We start from the raw sequence: 22,085 nt of genomic DNA, 5'->3' as shown, positions 1-22,085 counted from the left end.
GGCCCGTGAACAAGCGCGAAAAGCTGCCATTGAGAAAAATCATCCCGCTGTGGATCTACCTGCTGTTTCTGCTGGTGCCGATCTACTGGCTGGTGAACATGTCCTTCAAGACCAACACCGAAATCCTCGGCGGTCTGACCCTTTTTCCGCAGGATTTCACCTGGGCCAACTACAAGGTGATTTTCACCGACGAAAGCTGGTATAGCGGCTACATCAACTCGCTCTACTACGTATGCCTGAATACCGTGATCTCGCTCAGCGTTGCGCTGCCAGCGGCCTACGCATTTTCACGCTATCGTTTCCTCGGCGACAAACACCTGTTCTTCTGGCTGCTGACCAACCGCATGGCGCCACCGGCAGTGTTTCTGCTGCCGTTTTTCCAGCTGTATTCGTCCATCGGCCTGTTCGACACGCACATTGCCGTTGCACTTGCGCACTGCCTGTTCAACGTGCCATTGGCGGTGTGGATTCTCGAAGGTTTCATGTCCGGTGTACCGAAGGAGATCGACGAAACCGCCTACATCGACGGCTATAGCTTTCCCAAGTTCTTCGGCAAGATTTTCATCCCGCTGATTGGCTCGGGGATCGGTGTGACAGCGTTCTTCTGCTTCATGTTTTCCTGGGTCGAGCTGTTGCTGGCGCGGACCCTGACATCGGTCAACGCCAAACCGATCGCGGCGGTCATGACCCGCACCGTATCGGCGTCGGGGATCGACTGGGGCGTGCTTGCGGCAGCGGGGGTGTTGACCATCCTGCCGGGCATGCTGGTGATCTGGTTCGTTCGCAATCACGTGGTCAAGGGTTTTGCCCTTGGCCGTGTCTGAGGAGTCGGAAAAATGGAGTGGATGTCCTGGACCTTGCCGACCGCGATCTTCTTCGGTTCCATCGCCGCCATTCTGGTTGCGATGACCGCCTGGGAGCTGCGCTCGGCAAGCATCGAACGTCGTGGTTTCCTGCCGATCGCCACCACCCGTGGCGACCGGCTGTTCATCGGTCTTCTCGGCAGCGCCTACCTGCACTTGCTGGTGATCGGCGCGACCGACTGGAGCATCTGGGTCGCCTCCGGGCTGTCCCTGGTCTGGCTGTTGGTGGTAATGCGTTGGGGTTAGAGAGCAATTGCACCGACCGTAGGGGCGCGCTTGGTCTGGGCCGCATTCGGACGAACGCGATTTGTCCGCAAAAGGTGTGTGGCCTGACACGCCGCAATCGCGGGCAAGCGCGCTCCTGCAAAGGTAAATGCGAGAAGCGGGACTACATAAGATTCAACACTGGAGGTGTCTATGTTCAATAAGAAAAACAAGCTGCGACATAGTGTGACGGTAGCGACGATGGTCATGCTCAGCGGTCTGAGCGTGTCGGCGTGGGCGGATCAGTACGAGGATGCCGCGAAGAAATGGGCGGCCAGCGAGTTCAAGCCGACAACCCTGTCCGATGCTGACCAGCTCAAGGAACTGGAGTGGTTCATCAAGGCTGCCGAGCCGTTTCGCGGCATGGACATCAAGGTCGTTTCCGAAACCTTGACCACCCATGAGTACGAATCCAAGACCCTGGCCAAGGCTTTCACCGAAATCACCGGCATCAAAGTCACCCACGACTTGCTGCAGGAAGGTGACGTGATCGAGAAGCTGCAGACGGCGATGCAGTCGGACAAAAGTATCTATGACGGCTGGGTCAACGACTCCGACCTGATCGGTACCCATTTCCGCTACGGCAAGGCGCTGTCGCTGACCGATCTGATGAACAGCCCTGAAGGCGCGAAAGTCACGTCGCCTACGCTCGACATCAAAGACTTCATCGGCACCTCGTTCACCACGGCGCCGGACGGCAAGCTGTATCAGCTGCCCGATCAACAGTTCGCCAACCTGTACTGGTTCCGTGCCGACTGGTTCGAGCGTCCCGACCTGAAGGAGAAGTTCAAGGCCAAGTACGGCTATGACCTCGGTGTGCCGGTCAACTGGTCGGCGTACGAAGACATCGCCAAATTCTTCAGCGAAGACGTCAAGGAAATCGACGGCAAGAAGGTCTATGGCCACATGGACTACGGCAAGAAAGACCCGTCGCTGGGCTGGCGCTTCACGGACGCCTGGTTCTCCATGGCCGGCAGCGGCGACAAAGGCCTGCCCAACGGTCTGCCGGTGGACGAGTGGGGTATTCGCGTCGAGGACTGCCATCCGGTCGGTTCGAGCATCACCCGCGGCGGCGACACCAACGGCCCGGCGGCTGTTTACGCGACTCAGAAATACATCGATTGGCTCAAGGCCTACGCGCCGCCTGAAGCAGCGGGCATGACCTTCTCCGAATCGGGCCCGGTCCCGTCTCAGGGCAATGTCGCGCAACAGATCTTCTGGTACACCGCGTTTACCGCCGACATGACCAAGCCTGGCCTGCCGGTAATGAATGCCGACGGCACGCCGAAGTGGCGGATGGCGCCATCGCCTAAAGGTCCGTACTGGAAGGATGGCATGAAGCTGGGCTACCAGGACGTGGGTTCGTGGACCTTCCTCAAGTCTTCCGACGAGAAGAAGCGCAATGCGGCGTGGCTGTACGCGCAGTTCGTGACCTCCAAATCGGTCTCGCTGAAGAAAACCATCGTCGGCCTGACGCCGATTCGTGAGTCGGACATCAACTCCAAGGAGATGACCGCGCTGGCGCCGAAGCTCGGTGGTCTGGTCGAGTTCTATCGCAGCCCGGCGCGCGTGCAATGGTCGCCGACCGGCACCAACGTCCCGGATTATCCGAAACTGGCGCAGCTGTGGTGGAGCCATGTGGCCGAAGCCGTGACCGGCGAGAAAACCGCACAGGCGGCGCTCGACGGTCTGGCCAAGGATCAGGACGCGATCATGACCCGCATCGAGCGCTCCAAGGTTCAGGACGCCAGCGGTTGTGCGCCGAAGATGAACCCGGAAACCTCGGCTGAAGAGTGGTACAGCAAGGCCGAGAAGAGCGGCGGCAAGTTCCTCGCGCCACAACGCAAACTGGCCAACGAGAAACCGAAGGGCGAAACCATCGCGTATTCGGACCTGCTGAAGAGCTGGGAAGCAGCCAAGAAGTAAGCGGGTATGCGGCTTATCTGCAGCAATAAGAAAACGGCACCTTCGGGTGCCGTTTTCTTGTGCGCAGTGCGTCGATCAGCCGTGCAGCGTTTCCGCTGCATAGAGAGTGTTCTCCAGCAGGCAAGCGCGGGTCATCGGGCCAACGCCGCCCGGGACCGGCGTGATCCAGCCGGCGCGGGGCAGGGCGGTCTCGTAGACCACGTCGCCCACCAGCTTGCCGTCATCCTGGCGATTGATGCCGACGTCGATGACGATGGCGCCTTCCTTGATCCATTCCCCTTTGACCAGGCCCGGCTTGCCGGCGGCGACGACCACCAGATCGGCGCGGCTGACGTGGCCGGCCAGGTCCTGAGTGAAGCGGTGGGTCACGGTCACGGTGCAACCGGCCAGCAGCAATTCCATGGCCATCGGGCGCCCAACGATGTTGGAAGCGCCGACGACCACTGCATCCTTGCCGTACAGATCGACGCCGGTGCTTTCCAGCAGCGTCATGATGCCTTTGGGTGTGCAAGGCCGCAGCAGGGGAATGCGTTGCGCCAGACGACCGACGTTATAAGGATGGAAACCGTCGACGTCCTTGTCCGGGCGAATGCGCTCCAGCAAGCTGCTCGATTCCAGATGCTCGGGAAGTGGCAATTGCAGCAGGATGCCGTCGATGGCCGGATCGTCATTGAGGCTGTCGATCAGATCGGTCAGTTCGGTCTGGGTGGTTTCGCTGGGCAGGTCGTAAGCGCGGGAGATGAAGCCGACCTCTTCGCAGTCTTTGCGTTTGTGCGAGACGTAAACCTGAGAGGCGGGGTCGCTGCCGACCAGAATCACCGCGAGGCCTGGCGTGCGCAGGCCTTGCTCGCGACGCTCGGCGACTCGTTGGGCGATCTGCTGGCGCAGGTTGGCTGCGATCGCTTTGCCGTCTATTAGTTTTGCAGTCATTACGCGTGATTAACCATCGGAAGGGAGGGAAAAAGAGCGCGCATTCTCGCATGACCTGACGCAAGGGCAAAGGCGATTGGTCCGCTTAATAAGCTAAGCCCTTTAATTAACTGAATTTTTTAGAAAAAAGTGTTGACGACCCCCGGGACCGTCTATAAGATTCGTCGCACTTGTCGGGCACAACCCCAGACACGATAAGCCGGAAGCGGTGAATCAGGTCGAAAGGTTGATTAAGTCAGGTAGAGTTCAGATCGGCTCAGCGTGATTGAAAGCTCTTAATTTGTACTCGCAAGATGCAAATTAAATAAGCGCCCGTAGCTCAGCTGGATAGAGCATCCGCCTTCTAAGCGGATGGTCGCAGGTTCGAGTCCTGCCGGGTGCGCCATTAACGGCAGCTTTGGCACAAGTAGCACTCTGATGGAGTGTGTCGGTTACAACGCAATATGGTGGGCGTAGCTCAGTTGGTAGAGCACAGGATTGTGACTCCTGTTGTCGTGGGTTCGATCCCCATCGTCCACCCCATATTCGAAGAAGGCGCCAGATGCATAATCTGGCGCCTTTGCTTTAAGCGCTTCACACGCGGACGTGGTGGAATTGGTAGACACACTGGATTTAGGTTCCAGCGCCGCGAGGCGTAAGAGTTCGAGTCTCTTCGTCCGCACCAGCTACAGACCTTGAAGGCGCCTCCAGTGTCCCAAGGTAAAGAAAAAGCCGCCTCGTGCGGCTTTTTTTGTTTCGAAGTATTGGTTTCATCGCTGTGCGGGTCCGTCTTTTTCTGTCGATAGCGGGCTCGTCCGGTATGTTTCCAGGGACTGGATCGATGTCCGGCCGCGCTTTCGCTTCCTTTATATAGGTGTGCATCAGCCGCGTTCCAGACAGCTCGTGAGGGCGGAATTCTCCGCCTGTACTTCTCTGGTTGCATTCCGCTGTATTTACCCTCCTTCGGTAGGGTGACTTCTTGAGTTTGACCCACTAGAATGCTTGCCCTTGATTCTGGGGTCGGAAACGGCCGGCTAACGTCTGTGCAACGAGGAATATCCATGCAAGTTTCTGTTGAAAACACTTCCGCTCTCGAGCGCCGCATGACCATTGGCGTGCCAGCTGAGCGCATCGAGACCGAAGTCAACAAGCGTCTGCAGCAGACCGCACGTAAAGCCAAGATCCCGGGCTTCCGCCCAGGCAAAGTGCCTATGAGCGTGATCCGCCAGCGTTACGAAGACGGCGCTCGCCAGGAAGCACTGGGCGACCTGATCCAGGCGACCTTCTACGAAGCTGTCGTTGAGCAAAAGCTGAACCCGGCCGGCGCACCTTCCGTCGAGCCAAAATCCTTCGAAAAAGGCAAGGACCTCGAGTACGTCGCCACTTTCGAAGTGTTCCCTGAATTCTCCGTTGCCGGTTTCGAATCCGTTTCCGTCGAGCGTCTGTCGGCTGAAGTTGCCGATTCCGATCTGGACAACATGCTGGAAATCCTGCGCAAGCAGAACGTCAGCTTCGAAGCGGTCGACCGCGCTGCGCAGAACGAAGACCAGCTGAACATCGACTTCGTCGGCAAGATCGACGGCGAAGCGTTCGCTGGCGGTTCGGCCACCGGCACTCAGCTGGTGCTGGGTTCGGGTCGCATGATCCCTGGTTTCGAAGACGGCCTGGTCGGTGCAAAAGCCGGTGAAGAGCGTGTTCTGAATCTGACCTTCCCTGAGGACTATCAGAACCTGGAACTGGCTGGCAAAACTGCCGAGTTCACCGTGACCGTCAACACCGTTTCGGCGCCGACCCTGCCTGAGCTGAACGAAGCATTCTTCAATCAGTTCGGCATCAAGGAAACCGGCATCGAAGGCTTCCGCACCGAAGTTCGCAAGAACATGGAGCGCGAGCTGCGTCAGGCCATCAAGTCCAAGGTCAAGAATCAGGTAATGGACGGTCTGCTGGCCGCCAACCCGATCGAAGTGCCGAAGGCGCTGCTGGAAAACGAAGTGAACCGTCTGCGCGTTCAGGCCGTTCAGCAGTTTGGCGGCAACATCAAGCCGGACCAGCTGCCAGCCGAGCTGTTCGAAGAGCAGGCCAAGCGCCGCGTCGAGCTGGGTCTGATCGTTGCTGAAGTGGTCAAGCAGTTCGACCTCAAGCCTGACGAAGCCCGCGTTCGCGAGCTGATTCAGGAAATGGCTTCCGCTTACCAGGAGCCAGAGCAAGTCGTCGCCTGGTACTACAAGAACGAACAGCAGATGAACGAAGTGCGTTCGGTTGTGCTGGAAGAACAAGTTGTGGATACTGTTTTGCAGAAAGCGAGCGTGACCGACAAAGCGGTCTCGTACGAAGAAGCTGTCAAGCCGGTAGAAGCTCCACAAGCCGACTGATCTTTTCTCTCGTTCGAAAACACCATAAGCCAGCCTTCGAGCTGGCTTATGCGTATTCAAGACATGACTATTTGGGAGTGAATGCAGGACATGTCCGGCAATTCTTATATTCAGCAGAACTCTGACATCCAGGCCGCTGGCGGCCTGGTCCCGATGGTTATCGAGCAGTCCGCCCGTGGCGAACGCGCCTATGACATCTACTCTCGCCTGCTCAAGGAGCGAGTGATCTTTCTGGTAGGCCCTGTAGAGGATTACATGGCCAACCTGATCTCGGCGCAACTGCTGTTCCTTGAAGCGGAAAACCCGGACAAGGACATCCATCTCTACATCAACTCCCCTGGCGGTTCGGTGACGGCGGGCATGGCGATCTATGACACCATGCAATTCATCAAGCCGGACGTTTCCACCACCGTAATGGGTCAGGCCTGCAGCATGGGCGCTTTCCTGCTGGCCGGCGGCGCCAAGGGCAAGCGTTTCGCATTGCCCAACTCGCGCGTGATGATTCACCAGCCGCTGGGTGGTTTCCAGGGGCAGGCGTCGGACATCGACATTCACGCCAAGGAAATCCTCTACATTCGCCAGCGCCTGAACGAGCTGCTGGCTCACCACACGGGCCAATCGCTGGAAAACATCGAGCGTGACACCAACCGTGACAACTTCATGAGCGCCGAACGCGCTGCTGAATACGGTCTGGTTGACGCTGTTCTCGACAAACGGCAAATGACCGCCTGACGGGCACTTATCCCGGGTGGCAGGATTTACCCGCCACCTGCGGACTTGAAAAATCCAGCAATTGCCTTCATCTTGTGTTGCAAGCCTACCGGATTGGATCGATCGAATGACTGACACCCGCAACGGCGAGGACAACGGCAAACTGCTTTATTGCTCCTTCTGTGGCAAAAGCCAGCATGAAGTACGCAAGTTGATTGCCGGCCCCTCGGTATTTGTTTGTGACGAGTGCGTCGACCTGTGCAATGACATCATCCGCGAGGAGGTGCAGGAAGCACAGGCAGAAAGCAGCGCGCATAAATTGCCATCGCCGAAAGAAATCAGCGCCATCCTTGACCAGTACGTGATTGGTCAGGAACGTGCGAAGAAGGTTCTCGCAGTAGCGGTGTACAACCACTACAAGCGTCTGAACCAGCGCGACAAAAAAAATGACGATGTCGAACTGGGCAAGAGCAACATCCTGCTGATTGGCCCTACGGGCTCCGGCAAGACCCTGCTGGCGGAAACGCTGGCGCGTTTGCTCAACGTACCGTTCACCATCGCCGACGCCACGACTCTGACCGAAGCCGGTTATGTCGGTGAAGACGTGGAAAACATCATCCAGAAGTTGTTGCAGAAGTGCGACTACGATGTGGAAAAAGCCCAGATGGGCATCGTCTACATCGACGAAATTGACAAGATTTCGCGTAAATCCGACAACCCTTCGATTACGCGTGACGTGTCGGGCGAGGGCGTGCAGCAAGCTCTGCTCAAGTTGATCGAGGGCACTGTGGCTTCCGTTCCGCCGCAAGGTGGTCGCAAGCATCCCCAGCAGGAATTCCTGCAGGTGGACACCCGTAATATCCTCTTCATCTGCGGCGGCGCGTTCTCCGGCCTGGAAAAGGTCATCCAGAATCGCTCTACCAAAGGCGGCATCGGCTTCAACGCCGAAGTTCGCAGCAAGGAAGAGGGCAAGAAGGTGGGCGAGTCCCTGCGTGAGGTCGAACCTGACGATCTGGTCAAGTTCGGTCTGATTCCGGAATTCGTTGGCCGTCTGCCAGTACTGGCCACGCTCGACGAGCTGGACGAAGCTGCGCTGATGCAGATTCTGACCGAGCCGAAGAACGCGCTGACCAAGCAATACGGCAAGCTGTTCGAGATGGAAGGTGTGGATCTGGAATTCCGCACTGATGCGCTGAAATCGGTTGCTCGTCGTGCGCTTGAGCGCAAGACCGGTGCCCGTGGCCTGCGCTCCATCCTCGAGGGCGTGTTGCTCGACACCATGTACGAGATCCCGTCGCAAACCGACGTGAGCAAGGTGGTGATCGACGAAAGCGTGATCGAAGGAACCTCCAAGCCGCTGTTGATCTACGAAAACAGCGAGCCACCTGCCAAGGCGGCTCCTGACGCGTAAGCCTTAGGGCAGCGCATCGGGCGACTGGAACAGAAAAGGGGCCCACGGGTCCCTTTTTGCATTTCAACGCCTCTTTCGCATTAACGCCAATAGACGCTTGTTTTTTTGGGTAGCTACCCCCATCTTGGTTTTCAGCTCATTTCTATCTGTCCATGGCCTTATGGCCGCCGTAGAGGCGAAATCATGAAGACGACCATTGAATTGCCTCTTTTGCCATTGCGCGATGTCGTGGTGTATCCGCATATGGTTATCCCACTGTTCGTGGGGCGCGAGAAGTCCATTGAGGCCCTTGAGGCTGCGATGACCGGTGACAAGCAGATCCTGCTGCTCGCGCAAAGAAATCCTGCAGACGATGATCCTGGTGAAGACGCTCTTTATAGCGTGGGTACGATTGCAACCGTATTGCAGTTGCTCAAACTGCCTGACGGCACTGTGAAAGTGCTGGTCGAGGGCGAGCAACGTGGCTCTGTCGAACGTTTCATCGAGGTCGACGGCCATTGCCGCGCCGAAGTGGCGCTGATTGACGAAGTCGATGCCCCGGACCGTGAATCCGAAGTGTTCGTGCGCAGCCTGTTGGCACAGTTCGAACAATATGTGCAGCTGGGCAAAAAAGTCCCGGCCGAAGTCCTGTCTTCGCTCAACAGCATCGATGAGCCGGGCCGTCTGGTCGATACCATGGCCGCCCACATGGCGCTGAAGATCGAGCAAAAGCAGGAAATCCTCGAGATCATCGATTTGCCAGCCCGTGTCGAGCACGTGCTGGCGTTGCTGGATGCCGAGATCGACCTGCTCCAGGTCGAGAAGCGCATTCGTGGCCGGGTCAAAAAGCAAATGGAGCGCAGTCAGCGCGAGTACTACCTGAATGAGCAGATGAAGGCCATTCAGAAAGAACTCGGCGACAGCGACGAAGGCCACAACGAGATCGAGGAGCTGAAGAAGCGTATCGATGCCGCTGGCCTGCCAAAAGATGCCATGACCAAGGCCACTGCCGAGCTGAACAAGCTCAAGCAGATGTCGCCCATGTCCGCGGAAGCGACGGTCGTTCGTTCGTACATCGACTGGCTGGTCCAGGTGCCGTGGAAAGCGCAGAGCAAGGTGCGTCTGGACCTGGCGCGCGCTGAAGACATCCTCGACGCCGACCACTACGGTCTGGAAGAAGTCAAAGAACGCATCCTCGAATACCTCGCCGTGCAGAAGCGCGTGAAGAAAATTCGTGGCCCGGTGCTGTGCCTTGTCGGTCCTCCGGGCGTGGGTAAGACCTCGCTGGCCGAGTCGATTGCCCACGCGACCAATCGCAAATTCGTGCGCATGGCGCTCGGTGGTGTGCGTGACGAGGCCGAGATTCGCGGTCATCGCCGCACCTACATCGGTTCGATGCCGGGTCGTCTGATTCAGAAGATGACCAAGGTGGGCGTGCGCAACCCGCTGTTCCTGCTGGACGAAATCGACAAGATGGGCAGCGACATGCGCGGTGATCCGGCGTCTGCGTTGCTGGAAGTGCTTGATCCCGAGCAGAACCACAACTTCAACGATCACTATCTGGAAGTCGATTACGACCTGTCCGATGTGATGTTCCTCTGCACCGCGAACTCGATGAATATTCCTGCGGCCCTGCTGGACCGTATGGAAGTGATCCGTCTGCCCGGCTACACCGAAGACGAGAAAATCAACATCGCCACCAAGTACCTCTCGCCCAAGCAGATCGCTGCCAACGGCTTGAAGAAAGGCGAAATCGAGTTCGAAGAAGAGGCCATACGCGACATTATCCGGTATTACACGCGTGAAGCCGGCGTGCGTAGCCTGGAGCGTCAGATTGCCAAGGTCTGCCGCAAGGCGGTCAAGGAGCACGCCCACGAGAAGCGTTTCACCGTCGTGGTCACTGCCGCGATGCTGGAAAACTTCCTCGGGGTGCGCAAGTTCCGCTACGGTCTGGCTGAACAGCAGGATCAGATCGGTCAGGTCACGGGTCTTGCCTGGACTCAGGTCGGGGGTGAATTGCTGACGATCGAAGCGGCCGTCGTGCCGGGTAAAGGTCAGTTGATCAAGACCGGTTCGCTGGGCGATGTGATGGTCGAATCGATCACTGCTGCGCTCACCGTCGTACGCAGTCGTGCCAAAAGCCTGGGCATTCCTCTGGACTTCCATGAGAAGCGCGACACGCACATCCACATGCCGGAAGGCGCGACGCCTAAAGACGGCCCTAGCGCCGGTGTAGGCATGTGCACGGCACTGGTTTCAGCGCTGACGCAGATCCCGGTACGTGCAGACGTCGCAATGACAGGTGAAATTACCCTGCGTGGTCAGGTTCTGGCGATTGGCGGTTTGAAGGAAAAACTGCTGGCCGCTCACCGGGGTGGAATTAAAACGGTGATCATCCCGGAAGAAAACGTTCGGGATTTGAAAGAAATTCCTGACAATATCAAGCAGGATCTGCAGATCAAACCGGTTAAATGGATTGACGAAGTCCTGCAAATTGCGCTGCAATACGCGCCGGAGCCCTTGCCGGATGTGGCTCCGGAGATGGTTGCAAAGGATGAAAAACGCGAGTCCGATTCCAAGGAAAGAATTAGCACGCATTAGTCTGGGGGGCCTTCCTTGACAGCTTTTTAGAGCCCTTGTTATAAAGCGGCTCTTCAAGCCTCATCAGGCCATACAGTGTTCGTTTGGCTACACCAAAAAACTTAGAAATATACTCAATATAGATATAAGGGGACTTAGAGTGAACAAGTCGGAACTGATTGATGCTATCGCCGCATCCGCTGACATCCCGAAAGCTGCTGCTGGCCGTGCGCTGGACGCAGTAATCGAATCCGTCACTGGCGCTCTTAAGGCTGGCGACTCTGTTGTACTGGTTGGCTTCGGCACTTTCTCCGTGACTGATCGTCCTGCTCGTACCGGCCGTAACCCACAGACCGGTAAGACTCTGGAAATCCCGGCTGCCAAGAAACCAGGCTTCAAAGCCGGTAAAGCTCTGAAAGAAGCCGTCAACTAAGTTTCTTTTTTACCTTTGCCCACCCGGAACGGCGTTATTCTGTTCGGGTTGTGAAGCGGCAAGTGCGGTTGGTCAAGCGCTGGCCTGTCACCTCAGGGGACGCAATTGCGAACCCTGTCCGCTTTACACGTAAGTTACGAGAAGGCGCATCCTCGGATGCGCCTTTCTTCTATCCGGATTTCACCCACGCTCCGCTCCGTGTGTCGCAGCTTTGAGAGTCGAGTACAACCCTCTGGGGGACGCATGCTGCAGAATATCAGGGACAATTCACAAGGCTGGATTGCCAAGACTATTATCGGGGTCATCATGGCCCTGATGGCGCTGACGGGTTTCGATGCCATTTTCAGGGCCACTGGCCATTCTCAGGATGCCGCTAAGGTCAATGGCGACGAGATCACTCAGGTCGAGTTGGGCCAGGCCGTTGAAATGCAACGCCGTCAGCTGATGCAACAATTGGGCAAGGATTTTGATCCGGCGATGCTCAACGAGCAGATGCTGCGCGATTCGGCCCTCAAAGGCCTGATCGATCGCAAGTTGCTGCTGCAGGGTGCAGCCGATGCCAAGTTCGGCTTCTCCGAGGCCGCGCTGGATCAGCAGATCCTGTTGACGCCCGAGTTTCAGGTCGACGGGAAATTCAACGCCGATCGTTTCGACCAGGTCGTGCGTCAGTTGGGATACAGCCGCATGCAGTTCCGCGAGATCCTCGGTCAGGAAATGCTGATCGGTCAGGTGCGCGCCGGCATCGGCGGCAGTGCCTTCGTCACCGACGCTCAGGTGGATGCTTTCGCGCGTCTGGAGAAGCAAACGCGCGACTTCGCCACGCTGACGCTGCCTGCCGACCCGTCGAATGTGAAAGTCACCGACGAAGAGGTCAAGGCGCACTACGACCAGCACGCCAAAGAGTTTCTGAGCCCTGAACAGGTCGTCCTCGATTACATCGAGCTGAAGAAATCCTCGTTCTTCGACAAGGTGTCGGTGAAGGACGAAGACCTGCAAGCGGCCTATCAGAAAGAAATCTCCAACCTGGCCGAACAGCGTCGCGCAGCGCACATCCTGATTGAAGTCAACGACAAGACCAGCGATGCGCAGGCGAAGGCCAAGATCGAAGAGATTCAGCAGCGTCTGGCCAAAGGTGAGGATTTCGCCGCGCTGGCCAAGGAGTTTTCGCAGGACCCGGGCTCGTCGAGCAAAGGCGGTGACCTGGGTTACGCCGGCAAGGGCGTTTACGATCCGGCCTTCGAAGACGCACTGTACGCGCTGAACAAAAATCAGGTATCGACCCCGGTTCGCAGCCAGTTCGGCTGGCACCTGATCAAGTTGCTGGGTGTCGAGGCGCCATCGGTTCCGTCCTTTGCCAGTCTGAAAGACAAACTGACTCACGATCTGAAGTCGCTGCAGGTTGAGCAGAAGTACGTCGATGCCAGCAAGAAATTGCAGGACGCCGCGTACGAAGCTTCGGACCTGGTTCAGCCCGCTCAGGACCTGGGCCTGAAGGTTCAGACCACTGCGCCGTTTGGCCGTGAAGGCGGGGAAGGTATTGCAGCCAACCGTGCCGTGATCCAGGCCGCGTTCAGTCAGGAAGTGATGGAAGAGGGTTCCAACAGTTCTGCGCTGGAGCTTGACCCTGAGACGGTGGTTGTCGTGCACGTGAAGGAGCATCGTCAGCCTGAGCAATTGCCACTGGAGGCGGTCGCTGCGCCTATCCGCGCGCAATTGACCAAAGACCACGCCAGCGAGGCCGTGAAGGCCAAGGGCGAGGCGCTGCTGGCAGGTCTGCGTGACGGCAAGGTGCCGTATGCGGCGACCAGGCAGGAAGGTCAGAGCTGGAAGGTCGTGGAAGCGGCTTCGCGCAGTCAGGAGGGCGTTGATCCTCAGGTCTTGCAGGCGCTGTTCCGTATGCCCAAGCCTGAAGGCAAGGACAAGCCGGTCTATGGCAGTCTGACGGCCGCTGATGGAAGCTTCGTGATTGTGCGCCTCAATGGCGTGAATCAGGCAGCGCCGGCGACCGATGCCGAGAAGACGCAGTACCGCCGTTTCCTCGCGTCCCGCGAGGGCCGTCAGGACTTCGAGTCGTATCAGGCTCAGTTGCAATCGGCGGCAAAGATCGAGAAGTATTGATCGTCGCGTTCCGCTGAAAATGAAAAGCCCCGGCTCGTGAGCGTCGGGGCTTTTTGTTTACAGGTGATTGCAGTGGCCTTGCGACGATGCAGGACCGTTCATCCGAAGCCAGTTCCAGTGAGCACTGCCAACAAGCCGTAGCACCGGCTTCAGCCGGGAGCCACCGATTCTGACGTCCAAAAAAAAACGGCAGGCCATTCAGCACATCGCTGACTGACCCACCGTCACCGCCAGCAAGCTGGCGTCTACAGGAACGGCATTGACGCTAACGCCTCAACCTTCCAGATCACCCATCGCCGTGGTGTTGAAGCCACCGTCGACGTACATGATTTCACCGCTGACACCGGACGCCAGGTCCGAGCACAGGAATGCGCCGGCGTTGCCGACTTCATCGATGGTCACGTTACGACGCAGAGGCGTCTGCGCTTCGTTGGCGTCGAGCATTTTGCGGAAGTTCTTGATGCCGGAAGCGGCAAGGGTACGGATCGGACCTGCCGAAACCGCGTTGACCCGAGTACCGTCCGGGCCCAGGCTGCGTGCCAGGTAACGTACGCCCGCTTCCAGGCTGGCCTTGGCCATGCCCATCACGTTGTAGTTCGGCATGGTGCGCTCGGCGCCCAGGTAAGACAGGGTCAACAGGCTGCCATTGCGGCCTTTCATCAGTTCGCGGCCAGCCTTGGCCAGGGCCACGAAGCTGTAGGCGCTGATGTCGTGAGCGATACGGAAGCCATCACGGGTGGTGGCTTCGGTGAAGTCGCCATCCAGCTGGTCGCCCGGCGCGAAGCCGACCGAGTGCACGATGCAGTCCAGGCCGTCCCACTTCTTGCTCAACTCTTCGAAGACCTTGGCGATTTCTTCATCGCTGGCCACGTCGCAAGGGAAGCACAGTTCAGCGCTCGAACCCCAGCCTGCGGCGAATTCTTCCACGCGGCCTTTGAGTTTTTCGTTCTGGTAGGTGAAGGCAAGCTCAGCGCCCTCGCGATGCATGGCGGCAGCGATGCCGGATGCGATGGACAGTTTGCTGGCGACACCGACGATCAGGACGCGCTTACCGGCGAGAAAACCCATGGTTTGTTCCTCTTCAGGTTAATCGACAGCTGCCGGCGCCAGGAAGGCGGCCTCCAGCAGCTGCTGTGTATAAGGATGTTGCGGTGCGGCGAAGATGTCCTCTGCCACACCCTGTTCGACCACTTGGCCTTGTTTGACCACCATCAGTTGGTGGCTCAACGCTTTGACTACCGCCAGGTCATGGCTGATAAACAAATACGTCAGGTTGTACTTGGTTTGCAGGGAGCGCAAAAGCTCCACCACTTGACGCTGAACGGTGCGGTCGAGGGCCGAAGTCGGCTCGTCCAGCAAAATCAGCGCCGGTTTTAACACTAATGCCCGGGCTATGGCGATCCTTTGCCGTTGCCCACCGGAAAACTCGTGGGGATAGCGGTGCCGGGTTTCCGGGTCCAGACCGACCTCCTTGAGCGCTGCAACCACCGCCGCCTCCTGCTCCACCGGCGTGCCGATCTTGTGAATGCGCAGGCCCTCGCCAACGATGTCACACACCGACATGCGCGGGCTCAGGCTGCCGAACGGGTCCTGAAACACCACCTGCATCTGCCGCCGCAGCGGTCGAACCTGATGCTGATTGAGCGTCGACAGCGACTGACCGTGAAAGCGTATCTCGCCCTCACTGCGAATCAACCGAAGAATCGCCAGACCCAGCGTCGATTTGCCCGAGCCGCTTTCACCGACAATCCCCAGCGTCTGACCCTTGGGCAGACTGAAGCGGATGCCGTCGACCGCTTTGACGTGATCGACGGTCCGCTTGAACACGCCTTTCTTGATCGGGAACCAGACTTTCAGGTCCTCGACTTCCAGCATCGGCGCGCCCGGCGCATTGTCCGAAGGGCCGCCTTTAGGCTCGGCGCTGAGCAACTCGACGGTGTACGGATGCTGCGGTGCGCGGAACAGCTCCTCGCACGATGCCTGTTCGACGATGCAACCGCGCTGCATGACACATACTCGGTCGGCTATTTGTCGAACCACGTTCAAATCGTGACTGATCAGCAACAGCGCCATGCCCAGTCGGCCCTGTAACTCTTTCAGCAGCTTGAGGATCTTCAACTGAACGGTGACGTCCAGCGCCGTCGTCGGCTCGTCGGCGATCAGCAGCTCAGGCTCATTGGCCAGCGCCATGGCAATCATCACGCGCTGTCGCTGGCCACCGGACAATTCGTGAGGCAGCGCCTTGAGCCGCTTCAGCGGTTCGGGAATACCGACCAGTTCAAGCAGTTCAAGGGTGCGACGCGTCGCGGCCTTGCCGGTCAGGCCTTTGTGCAGGCCGAGGACCTCGTTGATCTGCTTTTCGATGGACTGCAGCGGGTTGAGCGACGTCATCGGCTCCTGGAAGATCATCGCAATGCGATTGCCGCGAATCGCCCGCATGCGTTTCTCGCTGGCGGTCAGCAGGTCGTGGCCACCATACCGGATCGTGCCGGACGGGTGCCGGGCCAGCGGGTAGGGCAGAAGTCGCAGAATCGAATGGGCAGTGACCGACTTGCCCGAACCGCTTTCGCCGACGAGCGCCAGGGTCTCGCCCTTACGGATATCGAAGCTGATGCCTTCTACCACGCGCTGGGTGTTGTGGCCTGCGACGAACTCGACGGCCAGATCGCGGATTTCGATCAGATTGTCCTGATTCATCTCATTTCCTCGGATCGAATGCGTCACGGGCAGATTCGCCGATGAACACCAGCAGACTCAACATGATCGCCAGCACGGCAAAGGCACTGATGCCCAGCCACGGCGCCTGCAGGTTGGATTTGCCCTGCGCGACCAGTTCGCCCAGCGAGGGTGAACCGGCGGGCAGGCCGAAGCCCAGAAAGTCCAGCGCGGTCAGCGTGCCGATCGCGCCGGTGAGAATGAAGGGCATGAAGGTCATGGTCGAGACCATGGCGTTGGGCAGGATGTGGCGGAACATGATCGCGCCGTTCTGCATCCCCAGCGCTCGCGCCGCGCGCACGTACTCCAGGTTGCGACCACGCAGGAATTCGGCGCGCACCACATCCACCAGGCTCATCCAGGAGAACAGCAGCATGATACCCAGCAGCCACCAGAAATTGGGCTGCACGAAGCTGGCCAGGATGATCAGCAGGTAAAGCACGGGCAGGCCGGACCAGATCTCCAGAAAGCGCTGCCCGACCAGATCGACCCAGCCACCGTAGAATCCCTGCAGGGCGCCGGCGATGACGCCGATGATGGAGCTGAGCACGGTCAGCGTCAGGGCGAACAGCACCGACACCCGGAAGCCATAGATCACCCGCGCGAGCACGTCACGTCCTTGATCATCGGTGCCGAGCAGGTTATCCCGCGAGGGAGGCGCAGGCGCCGGCACTTTCAGGTCGTAGTTGATGCTTTGGTAACTGAACGGGATCGGCGCCCACAGCGTCCAGCCGCCCTTGGCCGCGAGCAGCTCCTTGATGTACGGGCTCTTGTAGTTGGCTTCCAGCGGGAATTCCCCGCCGAACGTGGTTTCCGGATAGCGCTCGAACACCGGGAAATACCATTGACCGTCGTAACGTACGGCGAGCGGCTTGTCGTTGGCGATCAACTCGGCGCCCAGACTTGCGCCGAACAGGATCAGGAACAGCCACAGCGACCACCAGCCGCGTTTGTTGGCCTTGAAGCGTTCGAAACGGCGTCGATTGAGAGGGGACAACGTCATATCAATGATCCCTGCGGTCGAAGTCGATACGTGGGTCAACCAGCGTGTAGGTCAGGTCGCCGATCAGCTTCACCACCAGGCCCAGCAAAGTGAAGATGAACAGGGTGCCGAACACTACCGGATAGTCGCGGTTGATCGCGGCTTCAAAGCTCATCAGGCCCAGGCCGTCGAGGGAAAAGATCACTTCGACCAGCAACGAGCCGGTGAAGAAAATGCCAATGAATGCCGAAGGGAAACCGGCGATCACCAGCAGCATCGCGTTGCGGAATACATGCCCGTAAAGCACGCGGCGCTGGGTCAGCCCTTTGGCTTTGGCGGTGATCACGTACTGCTTGCCGATTTCATCGAGGAAGCTGTTCTTGGTCAGCAGGGTCATGGTGGCGAAGTTACCGATCACCAGCGCCGTGATCGGCAGCACCAGGTGCCAGAAGTAGTCGCCCACCTTGCCCAGCCAGCTTAATTCGTCGAAGTTGCTGGAGGTCAGGCCGCGCAGCGGGAACCAGTCAAAATAGCTGCCGCCGGCAAATACCACGATCAACAGGATGGCGAACAGAAACGCCGGAATCGCGTAGCCGACGATGATTGCCGAACTGGTCCAGACGTCAAAGTGGCTGCCGTGACGCGTGGCCTTGGCGATACCCAGCGGAATCGACACCAGGTACATGATCAGCGTGCTCCACAGCCCCAGTGAGATCGAGACCGGCATCTTTTCGACGATCAGATCGATGACCTTGGCGTCGCGAAAGAAGCTGTCGCCGAAGTCCAGGCGGGCGTAGTTCTTGACCATGATCCACAAGCGTTCCGGCGCCGACTTGTCGAAGCCGTACATGTGCTCGATCTCCTTGATCAGCGCCGGGTCCAGCCCCTGTGCGCCGCGATAGGTCGAGCCCGCCACCGAGACCTCGGCGCCGCCGCCGGCGATGCGGCTGGTGGCGCCCTCGAAGCCTTCGAGCTTGGCGATCATCTGTTCCACCGGGCCGCCGGGCGCGGCCTGGATGATCACGAAGTTGATCAACAGAATGCCGAACAGGGTCGGCACGATCAGCAGCAAGCGCCGCAGAATGTACGCCAGCATGTTATTGCTCCGTGTCCTTGGGGGAGTCCGCTTCAGGCGTGGTCGGCCCGGCGTCGGTCTGCACCGGAATGGCCGGCGTCGCATCCGGCTTGACCCACCAGGTCATGGTGCCGATGTCGTACAGCGGCGACTTGGCCGGATGGCCCAGATGGTCCCAGTAAGCCAGACGCCAGGTCTTGATGTGCCAGTTGGGGATCACGTAGTAGCCCCACAGCAGCGCGCGATCCAGTGCGCGGGCGTGGTCGATCAGGCTTTGCCGGGAGTCGGCGTTGATCAGGCCGCTGACCAGCGTGTCGACTGCCGGATCCTTGAGTCCGATCAGGTTATAGCTGCCCGGCCGGTCCGCCGCCGACGAGTCCCAGTATTCGCGCTGTTCGTTGCCGGGCGAACTGGACTGCGGGAAGCTGCCGACAATCATGTCGTAGTCGCGCGAGCGTCGGCGGGTGATGTACTGCGACACGTCGACGCGACGGATTTCCAGATTGATGCCGATGTCCGCCAGGTTGCGCTTGAACGGCAGCAGCACACGCTCGAATTCGGTCTGGGCCAGCAGGAACTCGATGCTGACCGGCTTGCCCTCGGTGTCGACCATCTTGTCGCCGACGATCTTCCAGCCTGCGTCCTTGAGCAGGGCGAACGCCTTGCGCTGCTGCTCGCGAATGATCCCGCTGCCGTCGGTGACCGGCAACTTGAATTCATCGGTAAACAGCGCCGCAGGCAGTTTGTCGCGCAGGGGTTCGAGGATCTTCAGCTCGGCGGGCGAAGGCAGGCCGCCGGAAGCCATGTCGGAGTTGTCGAAATAGCTTTTCGTGCGCGTGTAGGTGCCGAAAAACAGCTGTTTGTTGGTCCATTCGAAGTCCAGCAACAGGCTCAGCGCCTGACGCACGCGGACATCCTGAAACATTGGTTTGCGCAGGTTGAAGATGAAGCCCTGCATGCCTTGCGGGTTGCCGTTGGGGATCTCTTCCTTGACCAGTCGGCCTTCTTTGACCGCCGGTACGTCGTAGGCGGTCGCCCAGTTCTTGGCGGTCATCTCCTGCCAGAAGTCGAAGGCACCTGCCTTCAGCGCTTCGAGGGCAACCGTGTTGTCGCGGTAATAGTCGGTGGACAGCCTGTCGAAGTTGTAGAAGCCCTTGTTGACCGGGAGGTCCTTGCCCCAGTAATCCTTGACCCGCTCGTAGCGCACCGAGCGTCCGGCCTTGACCTCTGCGACCTTGTACGGCCCGCTGCCCAGGGGGATTTCAAGATTGCCTTTGCTGAAATCACGGGTGGCCCACCAATGCTTAGGCAGCACCGGCAACTGGCCAATGATCAACGGCAGCTCGCGATTATCGGTGTGTTTGAATTTGAACAGCACCGTCAGCGGATTTTCCGCGACGGCCTGATCGACATCGGCGTAATAGCTGCGGTAGAGCGGGGAGCCATCCTTGATCAGGGTTTCGAAACTGAACACCACGTCTTCGGCGCGCACCGGGTGGCCGTCGTTGAATTTCGCCTGAGGCCGCAGATAGAAACGTACCCAGCTGTTATCGGGGGCTTTCTCGATTTTCTCGGCGATCAGGCCGTATTCAGTGAAAGGTTCATCCAGGCCCTGGCGCATCAGCGTGTCGTAGATCAGGCCAATGTCATCGGCGGGCACGCCTTTGCTGATGAACGGGTTGAGACTGTCGAAACCACCGAAGCCTGCGCTGCGCAGAATCCCGCCCTTGGGCGCATCGGGATTCACATAGTCGAAGTGTTTGAAGTCGGCCGGGTATTTAGGCGCTTCGTTGTAAAGCGTGATGGCGTGCTGCGGCGCCGCCTGCGATGGGCAGGCCACGCCGAGCAACAGCGGGGCGAGCAGACACAGGCCGCCAGCCCGCAGTGAGCGCAAGGCAGTCATGGTTTTTTCTCCGAAGGCTTGAGCCACCACGCGCGCAGCCCCAGTGTATAGGGCGGGGTGGTGACCATGGCGAACCGGTTGCGGTAGGCCAGGCGATGATTGTTGAGGTACCAGTTGGGGATCATGTAGTGCTGCCAGAGCAACACCCGGTCCAGGGCTTTGGTCGCCGCCACCTGGTCGTCACGGGTTTTTGCGGCCAGCAGCCGGTTGAGCAGGTTGTCCACCACAGGATTGGCGACGCCGGCGTAGTTCTTGCTGCCTTTGACATTGGCCTGACTGGAATGGAAATACTGCCATTGCTCCAGGCCCGGACTGAGCGTCTGATTCAAGGTCATCAGAATCATGTCGAAATCGAACTGGTCCAGGCGCTGTTTGTATTGAGCGCGATCGACCGTGCGCAGATGCGCATCCACGCCGATTCGCGTGAGGTCTTCGATGTAGGGCTGCAGGATTCGTTCTAGATTCGGATTGACCAGAAGTATTTCGAAACGCAACGGCTGGCCATCGCGGTTGGTCAGGCCTCGGTCGGTGAAATGCCAGCCGGCCTCAGCGAGCAGACCCAGAGCTCTGCGAATGGTGTCGCGCGGCACGCCGCCGCCGTCGGTTTTCGAGACTAAGAATGGCTGCGTGAACAATTTGGGCGGCAGTTCCTCGCGATAGGGCGCAAGTTCCAGAAACTCGCGACCGGCCGGCACATCGGTCGCGGAGAATTCACTGTTGGGGTAGTAACTGATCGAGCGCTGGTAGGCGTTGTTGAACAGCGTGCGGTTGGTCCACTCGAAGTTGAACATCAGCCCCAACGCCTCACGTACCCTGATATCGGCGAAGTTGCCGCGTCGAGTGTTCATGAACAGACCCTGGGTCTGGGTCGGAATCTGATGGGGGATCTGCGCCTTGATCACGCTGCCGTTGGCCACCGCCGGAAAATCGTAGCCGGTGAACCAGTTCTTGGCCTGATGCTCGATGTAGATGTCGAATTCACCTGCCTTGAACGCCTCGAAGGCGACGTCCGCGTCGCGGTAGAACTCGACCTCGACCCGGTTGAAGTTGTACTTGCCGCGGTTAACCGGCAAGTCTTTACCCCAATAATCCTTGACCCGCTCGAATACCAGGCTGCGGCCCGGACGCACCTGAGTGATGCGATAGGGGCCGCTGCCCAGCGGCCGTTCGAAGGTGGTCGCCTTGAAATCGCGATTCTTCCAGTAATGCTGCGGCAGCACGGGCAGCTCGCCGAGGCGCAGAATCAGCAATGGATTGCCGGACCGCTTGAACACGAAACGGATACGGTGACGGTTGAGAATGTCCACCCGCTGCACTTCCTGAAGCGCCGTGCGGTATTGAGGGTGACCGTCTTTCAGCAGGGTCCTGTAGGAAAAGGCGACGTCGTAGGCCGTAATCGGCTTGCCGTCATGGAAGCGCGCCTCAGGCCGCAGGTTGAAGACGACCCAGCTACGGTCCTCGCTGTACTCGACTGACCTGGCGATCAGGCCGTAACTGGATGTCGGCTCGTCGCCGGACGGGTCGTACTGGCCGGTGCCGACCATCAGCGGTTCGTTCAGCTCGTTGACCCCATACTGGCCGAAGTTCGGCGTCGAGATCGGGCTGCTGCCCTTGAAGGTGTAGGGGTTGAGCGTGTCGAACGTACCGTTCGCCATGATTCGCAAGGTGCCAGCCTTCGGCGCCTCGGGATTGACCCAGTCGAAGTGGGTGAAGCTGGCCGGATACTTGAGAACGCCGAACTGTGCATAACCATGGCTTTCGCTGATGGTCGCGGCGGCTGTCGTGCTCAAGACCAGGCTGAAAATCAGCAGCAGGGTGCGTATCAAGTCGGCGTTCGATCCAGG

At 58.9% G+C, this 22,085-nt stretch carries 16 protein-coding genes and 3 tRNA genes; 12 read left to right on the top strand and 7 right to left on the bottom strand.

Annotated elements, in window-relative coordinates:
• The first annotated feature begins 23 nt into the window (after positions 1 to 23).
• From BMZ10_RS09050 to BMZ10_RS09040, 3 genes are all read left to right on the top strand, one after another.
• Positions 24 to 824, top strand: coding sequence for a carbohydrate ABC transporter permease (locus tag BMZ10_RS09050; RefSeq protein WP_093462481.1), 801 nt, complete (start codon positions 24 to 26; stop codon positions 822 to 824).
• A 12-nt stretch (positions 825 to 836) separates the two neighbouring features.
• Positions 837 to 1,109, top strand: a complete 273-nt coding sequence (locus BMZ10_RS09045; protein ID WP_093460384.1) for a DUF2160 domain-containing protein — start codon at positions 837 to 839, stop codon at positions 1,107 to 1,109.
• Between the two features lie 171 nt (positions 1,110 to 1,280).
• A complete protein-coding gene (locus tag BMZ10_RS09040; RefSeq protein ID WP_093460381.1) occupies positions 1,281 to 3,053 on the top strand; it encodes an ABC transporter substrate-binding protein in 1,773 nt (590 codons plus the stop codon).
• A gap of 75 nt (positions 3,054 to 3,128) precedes the next feature.
• Here BMZ10_RS09040 and folD read toward each other — a convergent pair whose 3' ends face one another.
• A complete protein-coding gene (gene folD, locus BMZ10_RS09035; protein ID WP_093460378.1) occupies positions 3,129 to 3,983 on the bottom strand; it encodes a bifunctional methylenetetrahydrofolate dehydrogenase/methenyltetrahydrofolate cyclohydrolase FolD in 855 nt (284 codons plus the stop codon).
• Positions 3,984 to 4,291: 308 nt separating this feature from the next.
• Between folD and BMZ10_RS09030 the strand changes: the two genes are divergently transcribed.
• From BMZ10_RS09030 to BMZ10_RS08990, 9 genes are all read left to right on the top strand, one after another.
• A tRNA-Arg gene (locus BMZ10_RS09030) sits at positions 4,292 to 4,368 on the top strand.
• Between the two features lie 61 nt (positions 4,369 to 4,429).
• Positions 4,430 to 4,505, top strand: a tRNA-His gene (locus BMZ10_RS09025).
• A 57-nt stretch (positions 4,506 to 4,562) separates the two neighbouring features.
• Positions 4,563 to 4,647 (top strand) — tRNA-Leu (locus BMZ10_RS09020).
• 376 nt (positions 4,648 to 5,023) lie between these two features.
• A complete protein-coding gene (gene tig, locus BMZ10_RS09015) occupies positions 5,024 to 6,334 on the top strand; it encodes a trigger factor (protein ID WP_093460375.1) in 1,311 nt (436 codons plus the stop codon).
• Positions 6,335 to 6,424: 90 nt separating this feature from the next.
• Entirely contained in the window at positions 6,425 to 7,066 is a 642-nt protein-coding gene (gene clpP, locus BMZ10_RS09010) for an ATP-dependent Clp endopeptidase proteolytic subunit ClpP (protein ID WP_093462477.1), read from the top strand.
• Between the two features lie 106 nt (positions 7,067 to 7,172).
• A complete protein-coding gene (gene clpX / locus BMZ10_RS09005) occupies positions 7,173 to 8,456 on the top strand; it encodes an ATP-dependent Clp protease ATP-binding subunit ClpX (RefSeq protein ID WP_093460373.1) in 1,284 nt (427 codons plus the stop codon).
• Positions 8,457 to 8,639: 183 nt separating this feature from the next.
• Positions 8,640 to 11,036, top strand: a complete 2,397-nt coding sequence (gene lon, locus BMZ10_RS09000; protein WP_093460370.1) for an endopeptidase La — start codon at positions 8,640 to 8,642, stop codon at positions 11,034 to 11,036.
• A gap of 139 nt (positions 11,037 to 11,175) precedes the next feature.
• On the top strand, positions 11,176 to 11,448 hold the full coding sequence (locus BMZ10_RS08995; protein ID WP_003183171.1) for an HU family DNA-binding protein: 273 nt from the start codon (positions 11,176 to 11,178) through the stop codon (positions 11,446 to 11,448).
• 243 nt (positions 11,449 to 11,691) lie between these two features.
• Positions 11,692 to 13,566, top strand: coding sequence for a SurA N-terminal domain-containing protein (locus BMZ10_RS08990; RefSeq protein WP_093460367.1), 1,875 nt, complete (start codon positions 11,692 to 11,694; stop codon positions 13,564 to 13,566).
• Positions 13,567 to 13,839: 273 nt separating this feature from the next.
• Here BMZ10_RS08990 and fabI read toward each other — a convergent pair whose 3' ends face one another.
• Genes fabI through BMZ10_RS08960 form a run of 6 tightly spaced genes read right to left on the bottom strand, consistent with a single transcriptional unit; the run spans position 13,840 to position 22,067 of the window.
• The gene (gene fabI, locus BMZ10_RS08985; RefSeq protein WP_093460364.1) at positions 13,840 to 14,634 is read right to left on the bottom strand and encodes an enoyl-ACP reductase FabI; all 795 of its coding nucleotides are present in this window, start codon (positions 14,632 to 14,634) and stop codon (positions 13,840 to 13,842) included.
• 18 nt (positions 14,635 to 14,652) lie between these two features.
• Complete coding sequence (locus tag BMZ10_RS08980; protein ID WP_093460361.1) at positions 14,653 to 16,263, bottom strand: ABC transporter ATP-binding protein; 1,611 nt, start codon at positions 16,261 to 16,263, stop codon at positions 14,653 to 14,655.
• 1 nt (position 16,264) lies between these two features.
• The gene (locus BMZ10_RS08975; RefSeq protein ID WP_093460358.1) at positions 16,265 to 17,284 is read right to left on the bottom strand and encodes an ABC transporter permease; all 1,020 of its coding nucleotides are present in this window, start codon (positions 17,282 to 17,284) and stop codon (positions 16,265 to 16,267) included.
• A gap of 1 nt (position 17,285) precedes the next feature.
• Positions 17,286 to 18,359, bottom strand: coding sequence for a microcin C ABC transporter permease YejB (locus BMZ10_RS08970; protein ID WP_093460355.1), 1,074 nt, complete (start codon positions 18,357 to 18,359; stop codon positions 17,286 to 17,288).
• Between the two features lies 1 nt (position 18,360).
• Complete coding sequence (locus BMZ10_RS08965; protein WP_093460352.1) at positions 18,361 to 20,241, bottom strand: extracellular solute-binding protein; 1,881 nt, start codon at positions 20,239 to 20,241, stop codon at positions 18,361 to 18,363.
• Positions 20,238 to 22,067, bottom strand: coding sequence for an extracellular solute-binding protein (locus BMZ10_RS08960; protein ID WP_093460349.1), 1,830 nt, complete (start codon positions 22,065 to 22,067; stop codon positions 20,238 to 20,240). Before BMZ10_RS08960 ends, BMZ10_RS08965 begins: the two co-directional genes overlap by 4 nt.
• Positions 22,068 to 22,085 lie beyond the last annotated feature (18 nt).

This window comes from Pseudomonas sp. NFR16 (genome assembly GCF_900108875.1).
In the GTDB taxonomy this organism is placed as follows: domain Bacteria; phylum Pseudomonadota; class Gammaproteobacteria; order Pseudomonadales; family Pseudomonadaceae; genus Aquipseudomonas.
The sequence above is the reverse complement of the archived record's forward strand: the minus strand, read 5'-3'. Positions and strand labels throughout refer to the sequence as shown.